Here is a 15819-nt window from a genome sequence, read left to right as displayed (position 1 = left end):
CTCCACAGGTAGGATTCGAACCTACGACCGATCGGTTAACAGCCGATAGCTCTACCACTGAGCTACTGTGGAATAATTATAACGACAAGATTTAATATATCACTGATATTTAAATCTGTCAAGCTGTTTTTTTCTTACCAACGACACAAGAAATAATATATCATGGTTTTTTATTTTTGACAATACTTTTTCCACAAAAAAATATCAATACTATAAATTTCTCACATAGTTATCCAAATATAAAAGAGCAAAGTAGCATATATGCAATATGCTCTTTGCTCTTAATAGTTAAATTATGCTTCACCAATTACCGCTTCTGCAATATTAACCGCATGATCGCCAACACGTTCCAAGTTACTAACGATATCAACAAACACCATGCCTTCTTGACCAGAACATTGACCTTCATTGACACGTAAAATATGTTTCTTACGTAATGAGCGCTCCATTTTGTCGATTTTGTCTTCTTTCTCAACAGTTGAACGAGCTGCTGCTTTATCATGATTTTGAAGTGCTTGAATCGCTTCCTTCAACGTTGAAATGGTTAACTCAGACATTTCACTTAAATCTTGCATTGCTGAATCAGTCATTTTTACTTTATTGGATAATTGATACTCAATCAACTCAACAATATTTTCAAAATGATCACCAATACGTTCGATATCACGAACCGTATCCATTAACATAGAATGTTTTTCAGAATCCGCATCTGATAGTTCACTTGCTGATAAATCTATTAAGTAATCAGTAATTTTTCTATCTAAGTTATTTATCGCATCTTCATATTGGAAAACCAATTCTGCATGTTTTTGTTGTTTTGTCTGCATGTATAAACGAGATTCTTCTAATCCTTTAACTGCAAATTCACCCATGCGTAACACTTCTTCCTTAGCTTGATCTAAAGCCAAAGATGGTGATTGTTGAATGAAAATTGGATCTAGGTGTTTTGCTTTAAATTCAACTGTTGTATCTTTACCAGGAATAAGTTTTGTCACAAGTGCAGCAAGCAACGCAACGAATGGTAGTTGAATAAGTGTATTTGTTGTATTAAAGATTCCATGTGCAAATGCTATCGTCATCTGTGGGTTTAAATCCCACTCTATTCTAATCCAATCTATAAATACCGTATAGAACCTTAATATTACTAAGAAAATTGTCGTTCCAATTAAATTGAAAATAACATGAGTTAGAGCTGCACGGCGAGCTGCAACTGAAGCACCAATAGAAGCTAGTACCGCAGTAATTGTTGTACCAATGTTATCTCCAAATAATACTGGAAGTGATGCTTGTAGATTTATTGCACCTTGACCAAATAACTCCTGCAAAATACCAATTGTTGCACTAGAACTTTGAACAATTACTGTAAATGCAGTACCAATCACTACACCTAATAAAGGATTGTCACTCATTGAAACGGTTAATTCTTGGAAAGCCTCTAATGAGCGTAATGGTTTCATTCCAGAACTCATTAAGCTTAATCCATAGAATAATCCACCAAATCCAAAGAGAACTTGCCCAATGTAATGTACTTTTTTATTTTTGAAGAAAAATAGCAATACTGCACCAGCAGCTAAAATTGGTAGAGCATATTCTTTAATCTCAATCCCAATTATAAACGCAGTTACAGTCGTACCAATATTTGCTCCCATGATAACCCCAATTGCTTGTCTCAACGTCATGAAACCAGCACTTACTAATCCAACCGTAAGTACTGTAGTACCTGAACTAGATTGTATTAAAACCGTTACAATGGCACCAGCAAGTACCCCCATAACTGGATTTGTCGTAAACTTATCAAGGATATCTCTTAACTTATCCCCTGCAGACTTCTGAAGACCTTCTCCCATATACTTAATACCGAAGAGAAAGATCCCTAAGCCTCCTACAAACTCAAAAATCATTTTTTGAATATCAAATTCCAAAATTTACAACCCCTCATCTAATGTTTTCGACAAACTTCATCAATAACCTTCACTATTATTGATTATTATCATCTCTTTTGTAAACCACCTTCTTAATAAATTTACACAGAATTTACATTGAGTTAATTTTCCTTTACATATCATATAAATTAATTATTTATCTATTTGTTGTTTTATACTTTCTTAGCTACAATTATCTTGTATTATGAATTGAAATTATTTTTTATTAGATAAGGACGTGCAACGATTTATGAATCTTATTAAAACATTCTTCCAATGCTTTCACGCACTCAAAAAAACTGCACTATTTCGATTCCAATCTATAGGTAAAACAATTGGATTTGTGTTCTTCATGATGTTTTTAACCTCCTTACCAATTGGTCTCATAATGTTTTTCGAGGTAAACAATATCATTAATTACACAACTAATGAATTTATCGAAGACACACCAGACTTCCACTTCGAAAATGGCATACTAATATCCGATATGGATGAGGCAATTATTCAAGAACATGATTCGAATACATATATTTTTGACACAACAGGTAATATTCATCCCAAAGACATTTTAAAATATGAGAATGCTGTAGCCCTTCTTCCAAATGAAGTCATCTATGTTCGAAATGAAAAATTACAAAAGTTTGAATATGATATGCTTTTACCAGAAACAATGACAAAAGTAGAATTTATCGATTTGATTAATAAAGTAAAACAATGGTTGTTTATCATTACACCTTTTTTATTCATAATTATGTACCTTTATTTTACAGCTTTAAAATTCATTGATATTTGTATACTCGCCTTTATCGGTTTAGCTTTAAAGAAATGGATGTACAGGTACCTTAATTACAGTCAACTGTGGAGGATGTCAGTGTATGCAATTACGATACCAACGAGTATATTTTCTTTAAGCCTTGCATTTCAAATTATGATCCCATCAGGTTTTCTTTTCTATTGGTTGTTAGCTATCTACTGCTTAATGAAAGTAATCAATGGTGTTCCGAAAAAGCGCACATGATAAAGTAGATCACGAAGCATTAATTTTACAACTTGACAGTATTACATATTATAAAAAAGACATTGATTTTCCCATGATGAGGGAAATAAAATCAATGTCTTTTTTATCGTTCTATGAAAAATATCATTTAACCTTCTCTAGTTATGTAACTTTTTGAATGTAAAAACTTCCTCCCTTTGTAATATTAATAAATATAACTAGTGATCGATGGAGATGCGGGAACTACTTGCTCATTGATGAAAGTATATTATTTCTACAATTATACGGTTAACTTTTTTAGCTGAAACTCTTTTGTTAACTTTGATATCGAATCTGATAATTCCAATAATTTCAACCCAATTTTATGACTATTATCCATTTGACGAACTTGATCTTTTGAAACAGATTGCATCTCTTCAGCACTTGCCAAAGTCTCCTGTGAAACGGAAGAGAAACTAACGACAGATTTTTCAATAACAGGTAATATTTTTTGCAGTGATTGAACTTCACTTTCAATTAATTGTAAATCTCCGTTCATCCCATTAATTTCATTCATAAGGTCATCAAATGAGTATTTTGATGTTTCTGCAACTTCTATATGGTGGGATATTCCATATAACATTTCCTGAAATTGATTTGAAGCTTCCAATGAAATATCTTCCATTATTTGAATTGAATTAGAAATTTCTGTAGTTGCATCTGACGATTGCTCAGCAAGCTTGCGTACTTCTTGTGCAACAACCGAAAACCCTTTTCCAGCTTCACCAGCTCGCGCAGCTTCTATAGCAGCATTAAGAGACAGTAATTTTGTTTGTTCAGCAATAGCATTAATGACATCAATGACATTTGCAATAGATAAAGAATGTTTTTTAACTTCTTCAACAGTTTTTGCCATATCAGTGAAATCTCGTTCAAATTTATCCATTGTATTAATCATTTCTGCCATCCTGCCTTCACCCTTTTCAGCAGATATATTTATTTTTGAAGCGCTCGAAAATAACCCCTCCATATTAACCAACACATTTTGAATTTGTTCTTTCATTTCACCAAATGTAAATGTATTTTGATCAGATCGAGTTGCAGTGATTGCAGCTCCTTGCTTCACAACCCTAATTGCTTCTGTTAACTGTTCGTTGTATTCCTGAGCGATATTAGATGCATGACGTAAGTCTTGTCCAGTATGTTCCAACTCATCAGTTGTGTCATTTAACCTTAAAATCATTATTGACATTTGTTTCATCATTAAATTAAAACTTTTAATTAATGATGTAACTTCAGGTGTAGAGGTTGTAATATCAATGTGTTGACTCAAATCACCGTTTCTTACCTTCCTCATAACATCCCTTAGCGCAGTAAGAGGTTTTGTAATACTACGAACTAACATCACTATCATTAGACTGGCAATGATAACGCTTATACCAACAACCAAAACATTAAATTGACCTAGTTGATTTATAGGTCCCATATAGCTATCTGTTGGAACTGCTAATAAATAAATTCCACGTAACTCTTGAATACGTTTAAATGCCAATGTATATTCTTCATTATCTATTGTTGTATGTAAAACCCCGTCTTCGATTTTCATTACATCCTTCAAATCGTCTGTAGAAAATTTGATCGTCGAGGATGCACTTATTTGAAATGGAGTTGCTTCTCCTTCTTGAACAAGGAAGAAGTCTGCCTTTAGTCCATCTTGAATTAGTTGTGAAGATTGTGTTTGTATAACTCTACGATTGAGTCTTTTTTCAAACTCTTCAATGTCACCAGCATATGCAAACATTAAATTACCTGCAATTTCTGCCGTTGTATCGACTTCTCTTTCTAACCTATTTTCAATGATTTTCATTGTCAGTGTTTTTGATTTTGAATATGAAACGTAACCAACTGTACTTAATGAGACAACGAGTAGAGTTATAAATAGTATAAAAAGACGCTGTTGCAAACTAATATTTACAAGTAGTTTTTCCCTCATTATATTCGTCAATCTCGCTCGCTTAATAAACCTGAAAGCGTTATTTGACCTGTTATTTATCTGTTCCTTCTTCCTATTCAATAAACGTTTCACACTAATCCCCCTAAGAGCTATTCACCTCAGAGTATGACAAATTAGTGTTAATACAGTGTAAATTCGACATAAACATTTTATTAAGAAATAAAAGGTACAACATGAAATATAATCCAACTCAATACATTCGGAGCAGCTGATTAGCTTTAAAAAATAAAAATTAACACTGTTTAACAAAGGATTGAACATTAGTCTCAATTAATTGGAATTTATCCAGCATTTATTATTTTTTATTAATGAATAAAATGGACAAGCATACAATGTAAAAAAAGTATGTTGGAGGAATTAGTATGAAGCGTATTATGCTAAGTTTGTTAGCAACCTTTATTCTATACTGTGTCTATGCTGATTTAACTATGGGAACTCTTCATAGCGCTACAACTGAATATAAAGCAGATACTACTGATACAAACATACATGCTACAGAAATTACTGTTAAACAAGGTGATACTTTACTTTCTTTAATAGAAACCTTACATGATGGGAAAATCCCCGTTTCAATTGAAACACTTATTCATGACTTTGAAACCTATAATTCCAATGCCACACCAACTACTATGAAGATTGGAGAAAGTTATTATATACCACTATACCAAGACATCAAATCCCCATAACAGAAAGAACTGTGTTAGACTGTAAAGGAAGATAAGTTTCACTACTAAAACTTGTAAATAACCTTTATAATAAATGTTGGAATGAAAACAACACTGCTCAAGGAAAAGTGATCAAAGGAGCGATTGTAATATGAAAGAGCTTGTGCATCGCACAAAGACACGACCGGTCAAAGTCGGAAACTTAACGATCGGTGGTAATAATCATGTTGTCATTCAAAGTATGACAACGACTAAAACACATGATGTTGAAGCAACTGTTGCTGAAATCAATCGACTTGAAGAAGCAGGTTGTCAAATCGTTCGTGTAGCTTGTCCTGATGAACGTGCTGCTAATGCAATTGCAGATATTAAAAAGAGAATTAATATCCCACTTGTTGTCGATATCCACTTTGACTACAAATTAGCATTAAAAGCTATTGAAGGTGGAGCTGATAAAATCCGCATAAACCCTGGAAATATTGGTAAACGTGAGAAAGTTGAAGCAGTAGTAAATGCTGCAAAAGAAAAAGGCGTTCCAATTCGAATCGGTGTAAATGCTGGTTCATTAGAAAAAAGAATTTTAAATAAATATGGTTATCCGACGGCAGATGGCATGGTCGAAAGTGCGCTACATCATATTAAAATTCTTGAAGACCTTGATTTTCACGATATCATCGTGTCATTAAAAGCTTCTGACGTCAATTTAGCAATTGAAGCTTATGAAAAAGCAGCTCGTGCTTTCGATTATCCATTACACTTAGGAATTACAGAATCCGGCACCCTATTTGCTGGAACTGTTAAAAGTGCAGCAGGTCTTGGTGCTATATTAAGTCAAGGGATTGGAAATACAGTTCGTATCTCTTTGAGTGCTGATCCTGTAGAAGAAGTAAAAGTTGCTAGAGAATTACTAAAGTCATTCGGCTTAGCAGCGAATGCTGCAACATTAATCTCTTGCCCAACTTGTGGGAGAATAGAAATCGACTTAATAAGCATCGCAAATGAAGTTGAGGAATATATCTCAACAATTAAAGCACCAATCAAAGTTGCTGTACTCGGATGTGCAGTAAACGGACCTGGTGAAGCACGAGAAGCTGATATTGGAATTGCTGGAGCCCGTGGTGAAGGTTTATTGTTCCGACACGGTGAAATTGTAAGGAAAGTACCAGAAGAAACTATGGTCGAAGAACTTAAGAAAGAAATTGATAAAATTGCTGAAGAATATAGAAAACAGGAAGAAACACAGAAAGCTTGACGAAAATATCGTCAAGCTTTCTGTGTTTTTATATTGCCTAATAACAGCAAGAATTATTGTGTAATTCATCCCGATCTTCACATATATCTCATTAAGTTAAAAAAAAGGTGCTACAAATAATGAGACAACGATAGATGCTGCGCCAACCCCAATTGCCCATGCTCCAAGACTTACAGCTCCTCTTCTTCGTGCAACAAAGCCAACAATGATTCCTGCGGCACCCAAGATGACCGGAAGGAAGAATAATGATAATACAGATAGAACCAAACCGAACATCCCCATACCTCTACCGCTTGATTCATCAACATTCTCATTGTTTCTCACTTCCCGAGAATCAATTGAATCTGCTCCATTCCGACCTACGATATCTACTCTCGGAGCCGCAACCTCGGTTGCCATTTCTTCTGAATACTCATGCTCCGCTGCTTTCATTACTTCTTCTTTATTGTAATGTCGATTTTGTTTATTATCGTCTGTCACTCGAATCCCTCACTTTCTTATATTGAGGAGCATTTATAGTTTAAGGCTTTCGCTTATTTTTATTAGTGACAAATCTTTGTATCCAATCTAAATATGTTACAATACATCATATCTTGACAAAGAGGTGTTTATAGATGAATGGACTTCGTATGGGTATTGATATTGATGGAACAGTAACATGTCCAAGTACTTTTGTTCCATATTTAAATAAAGATTTTAACAAATCACTAACGTTAGATGATATTACGGAATATAATTTAGTTCCAGTATTACAAGAACCTCCAGAAAGAATCGCAAAATGGTTTGAGGAAAATGAGCACTATATATACTCACACTCTCCTCTTGCAGAAGGAGCACTTCAAGTTCTTCACGAATGGGAACACACCCACGAGTTCTTCTTTATTAGTGCAAGAGGGGACTACTTACTTGATATAACAAAAGACTGGTTTAACAGGCATCACATTAATTTTGACCATATTGAATTAATTGGACAACACGATAAAATTGCTGCAACAAAGCAACATAACGTTGAAATTTTTTTTGAGGATAAACATGACAACGCTGTAGATATTAGCGAAGCATGTAATATTCCAGTTATTTTATTTGATACACCTTATAATCGTAGTCCAATTCCCAAAAACGTAATTAGAGTTTCTAATTGGGGAGAAGCTAAATACCGTGTCAATCAATTATTTAAAGGAGAGAACTCTTAATAATTTTAATTAATTCACAAAATTCCTATTTGCAATTAATTAAAAGTATTCAAAAGTTAAACACAATATCAGGTTAAACGATTAGTAAAGATTTACGATTATAATTTAAGCTCAATGAATAAAAAATAATCAAAACAAAAAGCCAATAATCACAGCTGTTTAGCAATGATTGTTGGCTTATCTTATAATTCCACATAGGTCACTCATCATAATTGGCATTTCTGACATTTACCATATACTTCGAATTTATGTCCAGTTATCGCAACATTTCCAAGCTGATGTTGTACTCTTTCCATAGGGCAAGCATTAATTTGAGCAGTCATTCCACATTCCATGCAAATAAAATGATGGTGATGATCATCTGTTGCACATTTAATTCGAAAATGCTTTTCCCCTTCCAATTCAGTTTCCTCTAAAATCTCCAAATCTGCAAACAAAGATAAATTTCGATAAATTGTATCAAAGCTCAAATTTGGATATTTCATCTTCATCCCATCTAGTACATCCTTCGCTCTAATATATCTATTATTACCAACAAAAAAACGCAACATTTCCTCACGCTTAATTGTGTATTTATACCCTTCGTTCTTCAACATTTCTAACGCATATTCTAACTTCAACCCATTCCCCTCCCACGCGAATTAAGTATGCCGAATACGTCTCCACACTATAGCACCAATAAGAATGAATACAGCCAAAATGACAATTGTTCCACCTGGAGCTAAATTAAGATAATAAGCTCCAACTAAGCCACCCATAACTGCTAATTCTCCAAAAATAATAGAAAGAAAAATCGTTTGTTTAAATCCTTTTGCCACGCGAATAGATGCTGCAACTGGAAGTGTCATCAGTGAAGACACAAGTAAAATTCCAACAATTCGCATTGAGGCTGCAATTACAAGTGCAACTACTACAATGATAATTGAATGTACTGCTTTTGTTTTTATTCCTGATGCAATTGCATGTTCTTCGTCAAAAGAAACGGTAAATAGTTCTTTGTAAAATAAAATGACTGTCAAAACAACAATTATTGTAATGACCATTATCATCCATAAATCTGCACGACTAACAGCAGTAACACTTCCGAATAAATAACTGAATAAGTCAGCATTAAAACCCTCTGCAAGTGATATAAAAATGACACTTAATCCGATTCCACCAGATAATATAATCGGAATTGCAAGTTCTTCATAATGTTTGTACACCTTACGTAATTTTTCTATAAACAATGAACCAAGAACTGAAAAGATCATCCCAAAATATACTGGGTTTAAAATTGTTAATCCTAACTTTTTTTCTAATAACATACTTAATGAAATTCCTGCAAGCGTAATATGTGACAGAGCATCAGCGATTAACGATAAACGACGAACTACGATAAAGACACCTAATAATGGCGCAATAAAACCTATCATTAATCCTGTAAGAACTGCATTTTGTAGAAACTCATACTTAAAGAAGCCTTCAATCATGTGCATGTCCTCCATGATTATGTGTTAATACTTGAAGTGAATGTCCATAAATTTGAGACATATTTTCATCACCAAGTTTTTCAAAATCTTCTGTTTCACCATGAAAATGAAGATGTCTGTTTAAACAAGCAACATGAGTGACTTTATCCGTAATTGTACCAATGTCATGTGTAATCAACAGTAAGCTGATTCCTTTTTTTCGATTAAGCTCTTCAAGCATTCCATAGAATACATTCACGTTTTTCGCATCTACTCCAACTGTTGGCTCGTCTAAAATAAGTAATTCTGGTTCACTTACAAGTGCTCGCGCGATAAATACACGCTGTTGTTGCCCTCCTGAGAGCTCTCCAATATTTTTGGATGCGTACTCCAACATACCGACAGCTTCAATAGCTTCATAGATTTTATCCTTCTCTTGTTTTCTCATAAATCGAAAGAATCCTAGTTTTGACACTAATCCCATTGAGACAACCTCAAAAACAGTTGCCGGAAAACCTGTATTGAAACTGTTAGCCTTTTGTGAAACAAAACCTACTTTGTCCCAGTCTTTAAATTTTTGAATCGGTGTGCCAAACAACTCTATTTTTCCTTTACGTGATTTTTGTAAACCTAAAATTAACTTAATTAACGTTGATTTACCTGAACCATTCGGTCCTACCAAACCTAAAAATGCACCTTTTGGCATTTTCAAAGTTATATCTTCCAACACATCTTGTTTTTCATATTTAAAATAGAGGTGTTCTATATTTAATACTGGTTTACTCATTATATCACCTAAATCCACATCTTAATTTGTAATCATTACGATTTAACTCGTTATTCAGTATACTAAACAGATAGACATTTGTAAATTAACTTCAATTGAAACTTCATATAATGACTACTCATTACTATTTAGTTAAAAAAAGCGAATATCTTACATTCCCTAAAAATATAAGCGAATTCCTTATATTTCAAATAGTAATCTATTAGCAAATTAACAAAGTATAAAAAGAAGTTGTGTGATTAAACACACAACTTCTTTTTATTCATTAAATGCAATAAGTTCATTTTCTTTTGCATTGTTTTGGATTTTTTTTGCATACCCACTTTGAGCATGTCCATTTTCCTCAATATACTCTTCCAAACCATAAATCCCTCTGTTATAAGCAGTTAAAGCTTGATCCCAATCACCGTCATAACGTTCATGTAAGAAATTCAAATAAGTTATAGACAACTGAATTGAATAATATGGATTAAACAATAATTCATCCTCATACTCAAGCCCTGCCATATCTGCTATCCATGGAGCTGTATTTTTCATAAATTGTGCTAAGCCGTAGGCTCGTCCATATACTGTATCTGGACCTTGTAGAGTTGGATCAAATCGCTCACCAGTTTCAACAGCGAGTAACTCATATACAATAGATGGATCTACATTTTCTTTTTTAGCTTCATTAATCATAAACAAAGCCCATTCTTCTTTAAACTTCCCGTCACTTTTCTCTACAAAATGATCAGCTAATTGTTCTGCTTCTTCCCATTCTTTGTATGTGGCAATCCCTTGATTTCTCTCATTCTCTTCACTTTTAGTTTGCTTTATAGCATCACGATAAGTAATTGTTTTCTCTTCAAGATCAGATATATCTTTTTCGAGAATAGCTAATTTATGTTCATAATAACTTTGAATCGCAATTACCATACATGCTCCTATAATGACTAGAGACATAAACATATATCTTGGACGATTGATGAAATTTTTCATCTACTGTCACTCCTTTCGAACTCATAGCGATGATTCTATCGGAGATTATACAGTTTCGCAAGGCATATATACTCCTTTTAAAAGGAATATTAGAGGATTGACATGATATAGATAGGGGAAAAGTACCTGATTTCTACTAATGCCTTCACTTTATCCTCTATTCCTCAATCTTGCTAGCTATCCATTTGAATTTCGAAGTATATTCATTCCAATTCAGTAAGTTATTTCACTTCATATATATTAATACTTTATTCATTTAAAGCACGATTACTCATAGTTATCCATATTAAAAACCAAAAAAAGGAAGCAAATCTCGTCATGAGCCGCCTCTTTTTTCAAATTAATGGATTGGTGATTTAAACTTAGCACCTTTTGTTTCTTGTGTATTCATAATCGTAATAAAGGCTCTAGGATCTATATCATGAACAACAGACTTTAACTTCGTTACTTCCAGACGAGTAATAACAGCATAAATTACTTCTTTTTCTTCATCTGTATACCCACCTTTTCCTTTCAGCTTTGTTGTACCACGACCTAATCGATCAAGAATAGCATCTGAAACTTCCTCATAGCGGTCAGATACGATGATAACAGCCTTAGTCTCATCCAGTCCTTGAATGACAGTATCAATTGTCTTAAATGCAATATAATATGCCATTATCGAGAATAAAGCTTGTTCTAGCCCAAATACAAACGCTGCCCAACCAAAAATAAATATATTCATGAACATCACAAACTCACCAACAGAGAATGGAAGTCTCTTTGTAAGTAATATCCCTAAGATTTCTGTTCCATCCATCGATCCACCATGACGGATAACAAGCCCAACACCAATACCAAGAATTAAACCACCAAACACAGCAGCTAATATAGGCTGACTTAAGTCAAATGGCTCTACATGATGAAGGAAACTTTCAATGACAGCCAATGCAATAATCCCGTATATGGAAGATAATACAAACGTTTTCCCAATTTGTTTATAACCAAAATACATAAATGGTAAGTTTAATACAACAACTAATGTTCCAAAACTAATAAGCCTAGATGTTTCTCCAATTAAATAATTTAAAATAATTGAAACACCAATTATTCCACCGTCAATGATTTGATTAGGAACTAGAAAAAGCTCAATTGATATTGCAGCTAAAGCCGCTCCTACGGTTATAAGTAACAATCGATATAATAAATGTGGAATGCTTTCCTTCTTATGCTGTTTCTTCGCCATATTTCCTCCCTAAACACTATACAATCATTCTATATGCAATTAAGTGCTGATTACATTTGACTCAAAATTTAATTACTCACCTTTTACATAGGAGAGTTCATACGTCTAATTAATAGCTCCATCCTATTGTCATATACCCTCCCAGAATATTATAAAACCTTACCGTCCTTTACCATCCTCATAGATACCATATTTTATTTAATTAATTGCCCAAACATTTAATCATATACAAGCACGACTTGATGCAAACTCCCATATGCTATACAAAATTCCGTTTATCTATGTACATGGTCGTTTTTAATACTTCTATATTTTTAGCTTATCACCTTTAAAGGATAAGCCTTTAATTATTTTATTAAAATGATAGGAGATGATTTGATGAACCCCTTTCTCCAAACACTTGTAAATCAAAAGGTAAAACAACTAACAACACAGGAACTCATTCAATATGCTAATCAATATGATATTTCTATTAGTAAAAAAGAAGCCGAGAACATTTTGTCGCTCGTAAAAAAAGAACAAATCAACATTTATGATGAAGCTAAACTGAACAAACTACTTGATAAAATCAGAAATATTGTTAGTGCTGATGCAGCAAATAAAGCAGAAAAACTTTTAACGCAACTCCAGTCTATTCTATAATGTAACTTACTTAGAATATCACCAAACACTAAACTTAACTTCAAAGAAACTGAAGATTTTGCCCTAATGGTTAAGTTGGTCTAATTACACAAATACTGACACCTGTTACCACAATGGTAACTCTACCACTTAAACATTGTAGACTATGCTTAATTTAAGTCGCTGTCAAAGCATCAGCTAACTCGTAGAATAATAATGCTAACATGTAAGAGAGATTTCCACTAACTTAATCATTTGATTTTGTTTAGAAATCATAGTTTTCGCTTCAATTCACTCGTAAGATATTAAGAAGAACACCTCATTTATAATTAAGGTGTTCTTCCAAATATGAACAATAACCTAAGTGGTTATTGTTCGTTTTTTATTTTATTTAATAAATTTTCATCAAACGATTGTTCCATAAGCATATTAATTTCAAATTTATATGGAGGTTTTTTGTCTTTCTTATCTTCACCTACATAAGGTGTTTCTAATATTTTTGGTACATTTATTAATTGTTCATGATGGACAACCTTGCTTATTGTTTGAAAACCGATATGACCGAAACCAATATTCTCATGACGGTCTTTGCTTGCACCACGTTCATTTTTACTATCATTCACATGCAGTACTTTTAATCGGTCTAATCCGATAATTTTATCGAATTCGTTTAATACCCCATCGAAATCGTTTACGAGATCATAACCAGCATCATGAGTATGACACGTATCAAAGCATACTGATAATTTATCATTAAGTGATACACCGTCGATAATTTTTGCAAGCTCATCAAACGTTCTCCCACATTCACTACCTTTACCAGCCATTGTTTCAAGTGCAATTTGAACATTTTGTTCTTTTGTAAGTACCTCATTTAATCCTTCAATGATCTTAGCTATACCTGCGTCAGCCCCTGCCCCAACATGTGCTCCAGGATGAAGTACAATTTGCTTTGCACCAAGCGCATCAGTTCTTTCAATCTCTGAGCGTAAGAAGCGCACACCTAATTCAAACGTTTCAGGTTTAATTGTATTTGCGATGTTAATTATATATGGTGCATGCACAATAATCTCTTCGATACCATGCTCTTTCATATGGGCATGACCCGCTTCAATATTCAACTCTTCAATTGGCTTTCGCCTTGTGTTTTGAGGAGCACCAGTATAAATCATAAATGTAGAAGCACCATAAGAAACAGCTTCTTCACTAGCACCTAGAAGCATTTTCTTGCCATTCATTGATACATGTGAACCTATTTTCATATTACATCCATCTCCCTTTCCCCTACGGAATTGTTCTCTTAGACAGAAGTTTCCCAAAAGATCAAAGATAACGATAAAAGAAATCTTTGAAGATTTTTTTCTACTTATTCCTTTGGTTTCTCTTCATTTTCCTCTTCATCTGATCTACTTGGCGTTTTCTCTTTTTCTTATAACCAGGTTTTACTTTCTTCGATTTTGCAACGATTTTTTGAGCAGTTTTTTCGATTTCATCTTCTCCACGTTCACGCTTTTTCCGCTTATTTCGTGGACCAAGATCAATCCATTCTTGATTACGGAAATCAACATGTTTGAAGCTAACACCCATTTTTTCAAGCTTATTTAATGCATCTTCATCTCTTGCTTCATAGAGTGTAATTGCCTCTCCAGAGAACTCTGCACGAGCAGAACGTCCAACACGATGAATATAGAAGCTTAAATCATGATGTGGAATGTTGGCATTCAATACATGGCTAACTCCTTGAATATCAATTCCACGAGCAGCAAGATCTGTAGCTACAACATATTGGTATTGGGCATTTCGAATTTTTTTCATCACATTTTTTCGCTCACGAGGGTTCAAATCACCATGTAGTCTTCCGACGTTTAAACCTTCACCAAGTAAATAATCAGCAATTTCATCTGCCTTCTTCTTCGTATTTGCAAAAATTATCATCAAATACGGATTCGACATAACTGCTAACTCATGAATTGTTTCCAATTCATTACGATGTCGTAAAGGTACAAGATAATGAGTTATTTTTTTCGGAGTAGGTTGATCAGCTTCTACTTGGAAAAAACGTGGATTGGACATATATTTTTTCATAAACGGCTTCAATTTCTCTGGCACTGTAGCCGAAAACACGAGCATTTGTAACTTATCTGCCAAGCGTGATGCAATCTCATCCACATCATGAATAAAACCCATATCTAACATCATATCAGCCTCATCCACTACAATCATCGTTGCGGTATGAACTAGCAATGCTTGTTCTCGAACTAAATCATTAATTCTTCCAGGTGTACCAATAACGATTTGTGGTTGTTTTGATAACTTATCTATCGCCTTATTCTTATCAGTACCACCTACATAACACCTTACAGATACTTGTTCCTCTTCAGGAAAATGAGCTGCAATCTTTCGCGCTTCATGAAAAATTTGTGTAGCCAATTCCCTTGTAGGAGCAGTTATAATCGTCTGCACTTCTTGAATACTTGGGTTCACTTTTTCAAAAATAGGTAATAAATATGCATGAGTTTTACCAGTACCAGTCTGAGCTTGTCCTACTGCACTCTCACCATTTATAATACTCGGAATAATACGTTCTTGAATGTCAGTTGGCTGATAAAAGCCTAATTCCTTAATTGCATCTATAATAAACGGTTTAAAAGAAAATCGTTCAAATTGAGTTGTTTTCATATATTCTTCTCCTTCATTCTATACTCATTCATTACTTGTCAAACTAACCTTTTATA

The 15819-nt window shown here is 33.7% G+C and carries 15 protein-coding genes, 1 tRNA gene and 1 pseudogene; 5 read left to right on the top strand and 12 right to left on the bottom strand.

The annotated features are described in order from the left end of the window. Both BFG57_RS04660 and BFG57_RS04655 read right to left on the bottom strand, forming a co-directional pair. Nucleotides 1-72, bottom strand: a tRNA-Asn gene (locus BFG57_RS04660). A gap of 221 nt (nt 73-293) precedes the next feature. Next, nucleotides 294-1922 carry a Na/Pi cotransporter family protein gene (locus BFG57_RS04655; RefSeq protein WP_175428270.1) on the bottom strand — a complete coding sequence of 543 codons (1629 nt, stop codon included), beginning with the start codon at nt 1920-1922 and terminating at the stop codon, nt 294-296. Nucleotides 1923-2172: 250 nt separating this feature from the next. Between BFG57_RS04655 and BFG57_RS04650 the strand changes: the two genes are divergently transcribed. Then, the gene (locus BFG57_RS04650; protein ID WP_069716306.1) at nt 2173-2940 is read left to right on the top strand and encodes a DUF1189 domain-containing protein; all 768 of its coding nucleotides are present in this window, start codon (nt 2173-2175) and stop codon (nt 2938-2940) included. A 259-nt stretch (nt 2941-3199) separates the two neighbouring features. Here BFG57_RS04650 and BFG57_RS19585 read toward each other — a convergent pair whose 3' ends face one another. Both BFG57_RS19585 and BFG57_RS19580 read right to left on the bottom strand, forming a co-directional pair. Further along, nucleotides 3200-4141: a methyl-accepting chemotaxis protein gene (locus BFG57_RS19585; protein WP_425388471.1), complete on the bottom strand. Its 942-nt coding sequence runs from the start codon at nt 4139-4141 to the stop codon at nt 3200-3202. A gap of 21 nt (nt 4142-4162) precedes the next feature. Beyond that, nucleotides 4163-4303 (bottom strand): annotated as a pseudogene (locus tag BFG57_RS19580) (HAMP domain-containing protein); the annotation flags it as partial. Nucleotides 4304-5274: 971 nt separating this feature from the next. On the opposite strand from BFG57_RS19580, the gene BFG57_RS04640 reads away from it, so the two are divergent. Both BFG57_RS04640 and ispG read left to right on the top strand, forming a co-directional pair. Further along, complete coding sequence (locus BFG57_RS04640) at nt 5275-5598, top strand: hypothetical protein (protein WP_069716305.1); 324 nt, start codon at nt 5275-5277, stop codon at nt 5596-5598. 130 nt (nt 5599-5728) lie between these two features. Then, nucleotides 5729-6829, top strand: a complete 1101-nt coding sequence (ispG, locus tag BFG57_RS04635) for a flavodoxin-dependent (E)-4-hydroxy-3-methylbut-2-enyl-diphosphate synthase (protein ID WP_069716304.1) — start codon at nt 5729-5731, stop codon at nt 6827-6829. Between the two features lie 96 nt (nt 6830-6925). Here the strand turns inward: ispG and BFG57_RS04630 are convergent, their stop codons facing one another. After that, nucleotides 6926-7309: a DUF4190 domain-containing protein gene (locus BFG57_RS04630; protein WP_245676703.1), complete on the bottom strand. Its 384-nt coding sequence runs from the start codon at nt 7307-7309 to the stop codon at nt 6926-6928. Between the two features lie 134 nt (nt 7310-7443). Between BFG57_RS04630 and BFG57_RS04625 the strand changes: the two genes are divergently transcribed. Further along, entirely contained in the window at nt 7444-8022 is a 579-nt protein-coding gene (locus BFG57_RS04625) for a hypothetical protein (RefSeq protein WP_069716303.1), read from the top strand. A 206-nt stretch (nt 8023-8228) separates the two neighbouring features. Here the strand turns inward: BFG57_RS04625 and BFG57_RS04620 are convergent, their stop codons facing one another. The 5 genes from BFG57_RS04620 to BFG57_RS04600 form a co-directional block, all read right to left on the bottom strand. Beyond that, complete coding sequence (locus BFG57_RS04620; protein ID WP_069716302.1) at nt 8229-8642, bottom strand: Fur family transcriptional regulator; 414 nt, start codon at nt 8640-8642, stop codon at nt 8229-8231. Nucleotides 8643-8663: 21 nt separating this feature from the next. Further along, nucleotides 8664-9494, bottom strand: coding sequence for a metal ABC transporter permease (locus BFG57_RS04615; protein WP_069716301.1), 831 nt, complete (start codon nt 9492-9494; stop codon nt 8664-8666). Further along, complete coding sequence (locus BFG57_RS04610; protein WP_175428269.1) at nt 9487-10260, bottom strand: metal ABC transporter ATP-binding protein; 774 nt, start codon at nt 10258-10260, stop codon at nt 9487-9489. The genes BFG57_RS04615 and BFG57_RS04610 overlap by 8 nt, the downstream gene beginning before the upstream one ends. 258 nt (nt 10261-10518) lie before the next feature. Next, complete coding sequence (locus tag BFG57_RS04605) at nt 10519-11238, bottom strand: lytic transglycosylase domain-containing protein (protein ID WP_069716300.1); 720 nt, start codon at nt 11236-11238, stop codon at nt 10519-10521. A gap of 340 nt (nt 11239-11578) precedes the next feature. Next, nucleotides 11579-12463, bottom strand: a complete 885-nt coding sequence (locus BFG57_RS04600) for a YitT family protein (RefSeq protein ID WP_069716299.1) — start codon at nt 12461-12463, stop codon at nt 11579-11581. 378 nt (nt 12464-12841) lie between these two features. Between BFG57_RS04600 and BFG57_RS04595 the strand changes: the two genes are divergently transcribed. Further along, nucleotides 12842-13105, top strand: coding sequence for a DUF2624 family protein (locus BFG57_RS04595; protein ID WP_069716298.1), 264 nt, complete (start codon nt 12842-12844; stop codon nt 13103-13105). A gap of 347 nt (nt 13106-13452) precedes the next feature. On the opposite strand, the gene BFG57_RS04590 is transcribed toward BFG57_RS04595, so the two are convergent. Both BFG57_RS04590 and BFG57_RS04585 read right to left on the bottom strand, forming a co-directional pair. After that, nucleotides 13453-14346 (bottom strand): deoxyribonuclease IV, encoded by an 894-nt coding sequence (locus BFG57_RS04590; protein WP_069716297.1) that lies wholly within the window; start codon nt 14344-14346, stop codon nt 13453-13455. 100 nt (nt 14347-14446) lie between these two features. After that, entirely contained in the window at nt 14447-15763 is a 1317-nt protein-coding gene (locus BFG57_RS04585; protein ID WP_069716296.1) for a DEAD/DEAH box helicase, read from the bottom strand. Nucleotides 15764-15819: the final 56 nt, after the last annotated feature.

Origin of the sequence: Bacillus solimangrovi, from assembly GCF_001742425.1 — a bacterium.
GTDB lineage: Bacteria > Bacillota > Bacilli > Bacillales > Bacillaceae_N > Bacillus_AV > Bacillus_AV solimangrovi.
This window is presented reverse-complemented; position numbering and strand designations above follow the sequence as displayed.

Bases quoted from the DNA above. Each gene is read 5' to 3' on its own strand.
- BFG57_RS04615 (WP_069716301.1), bottom strand. From the start codon at position 9,494: ATGATTGAAGGCTTCTTTAAGTATGAGTTTCTACAAAATGCAGTTCTT.
- BFG57_RS04610 (WP_175428269.1), bottom strand. From the start codon at position 10,260: ATGAGTAAACCAGTATTAAATATAGAACACCTCTATTTTAAATATGAA.
- BFG57_RS04600 (WP_069716299.1), bottom strand. From the start codon at position 12,463: ATGGCGAAGAAACAGCATAAGAAGGAAAGCATTCCACATTTATTATAT.
- BFG57_RS04650 (WP_069716306.1), top strand. From the start codon at position 2,173: ATGAATCTTATTAAAACATTCTTCCAATGCTTTCACGCACTCAAAAAA.
- BFG57_RS04585 (WP_069716296.1), bottom strand. From the start codon at position 15,763: ATGAAAACAACTCAATTTGAACGATTTTCTTTTAAACCGTTTATTATA.
- BFG57_RS04590 (WP_069716297.1), bottom strand. From the start codon at position 14,346: ATGAAAATAGGTTCACATGTATCAATGAATGGCAAGAAAATGCTTCTA.
- BFG57_RS04640 (WP_069716305.1), top strand. From the start codon at position 5,275: ATGAAGCGTATTATGCTAAGTTTGTTAGCAACCTTTATTCTATACTGT.
- BFG57_RS04625 (WP_069716303.1), top strand. From the start codon at position 7,444: ATGAATGGACTTCGTATGGGTATTGATATTGATGGAACAGTAACATGT.
- BFG57_RS04605 (WP_069716300.1), bottom strand. From the start codon at position 11,238: ATGAAAAATTTCATCAATCGTCCAAGATATATGTTTATGTCTCTAGTC.
- BFG57_RS04595 (WP_069716298.1), top strand. From the start codon at position 12,842: ATGAACCCCTTTCTCCAAACACTTGTAAATCAAAAGGTAAAACAACTA.
- BFG57_RS19585 (WP_425388471.1), bottom strand. From the start codon at position 4,141: ATGATTTTAAGGTTAAATGACACAACTGATGAGTTGGAACATACTGGA.
- ispG (WP_069716304.1), top strand. From the start codon at position 5,729: ATGAAAGAGCTTGTGCATCGCACAAAGACACGACCGGTCAAAGTCGGA.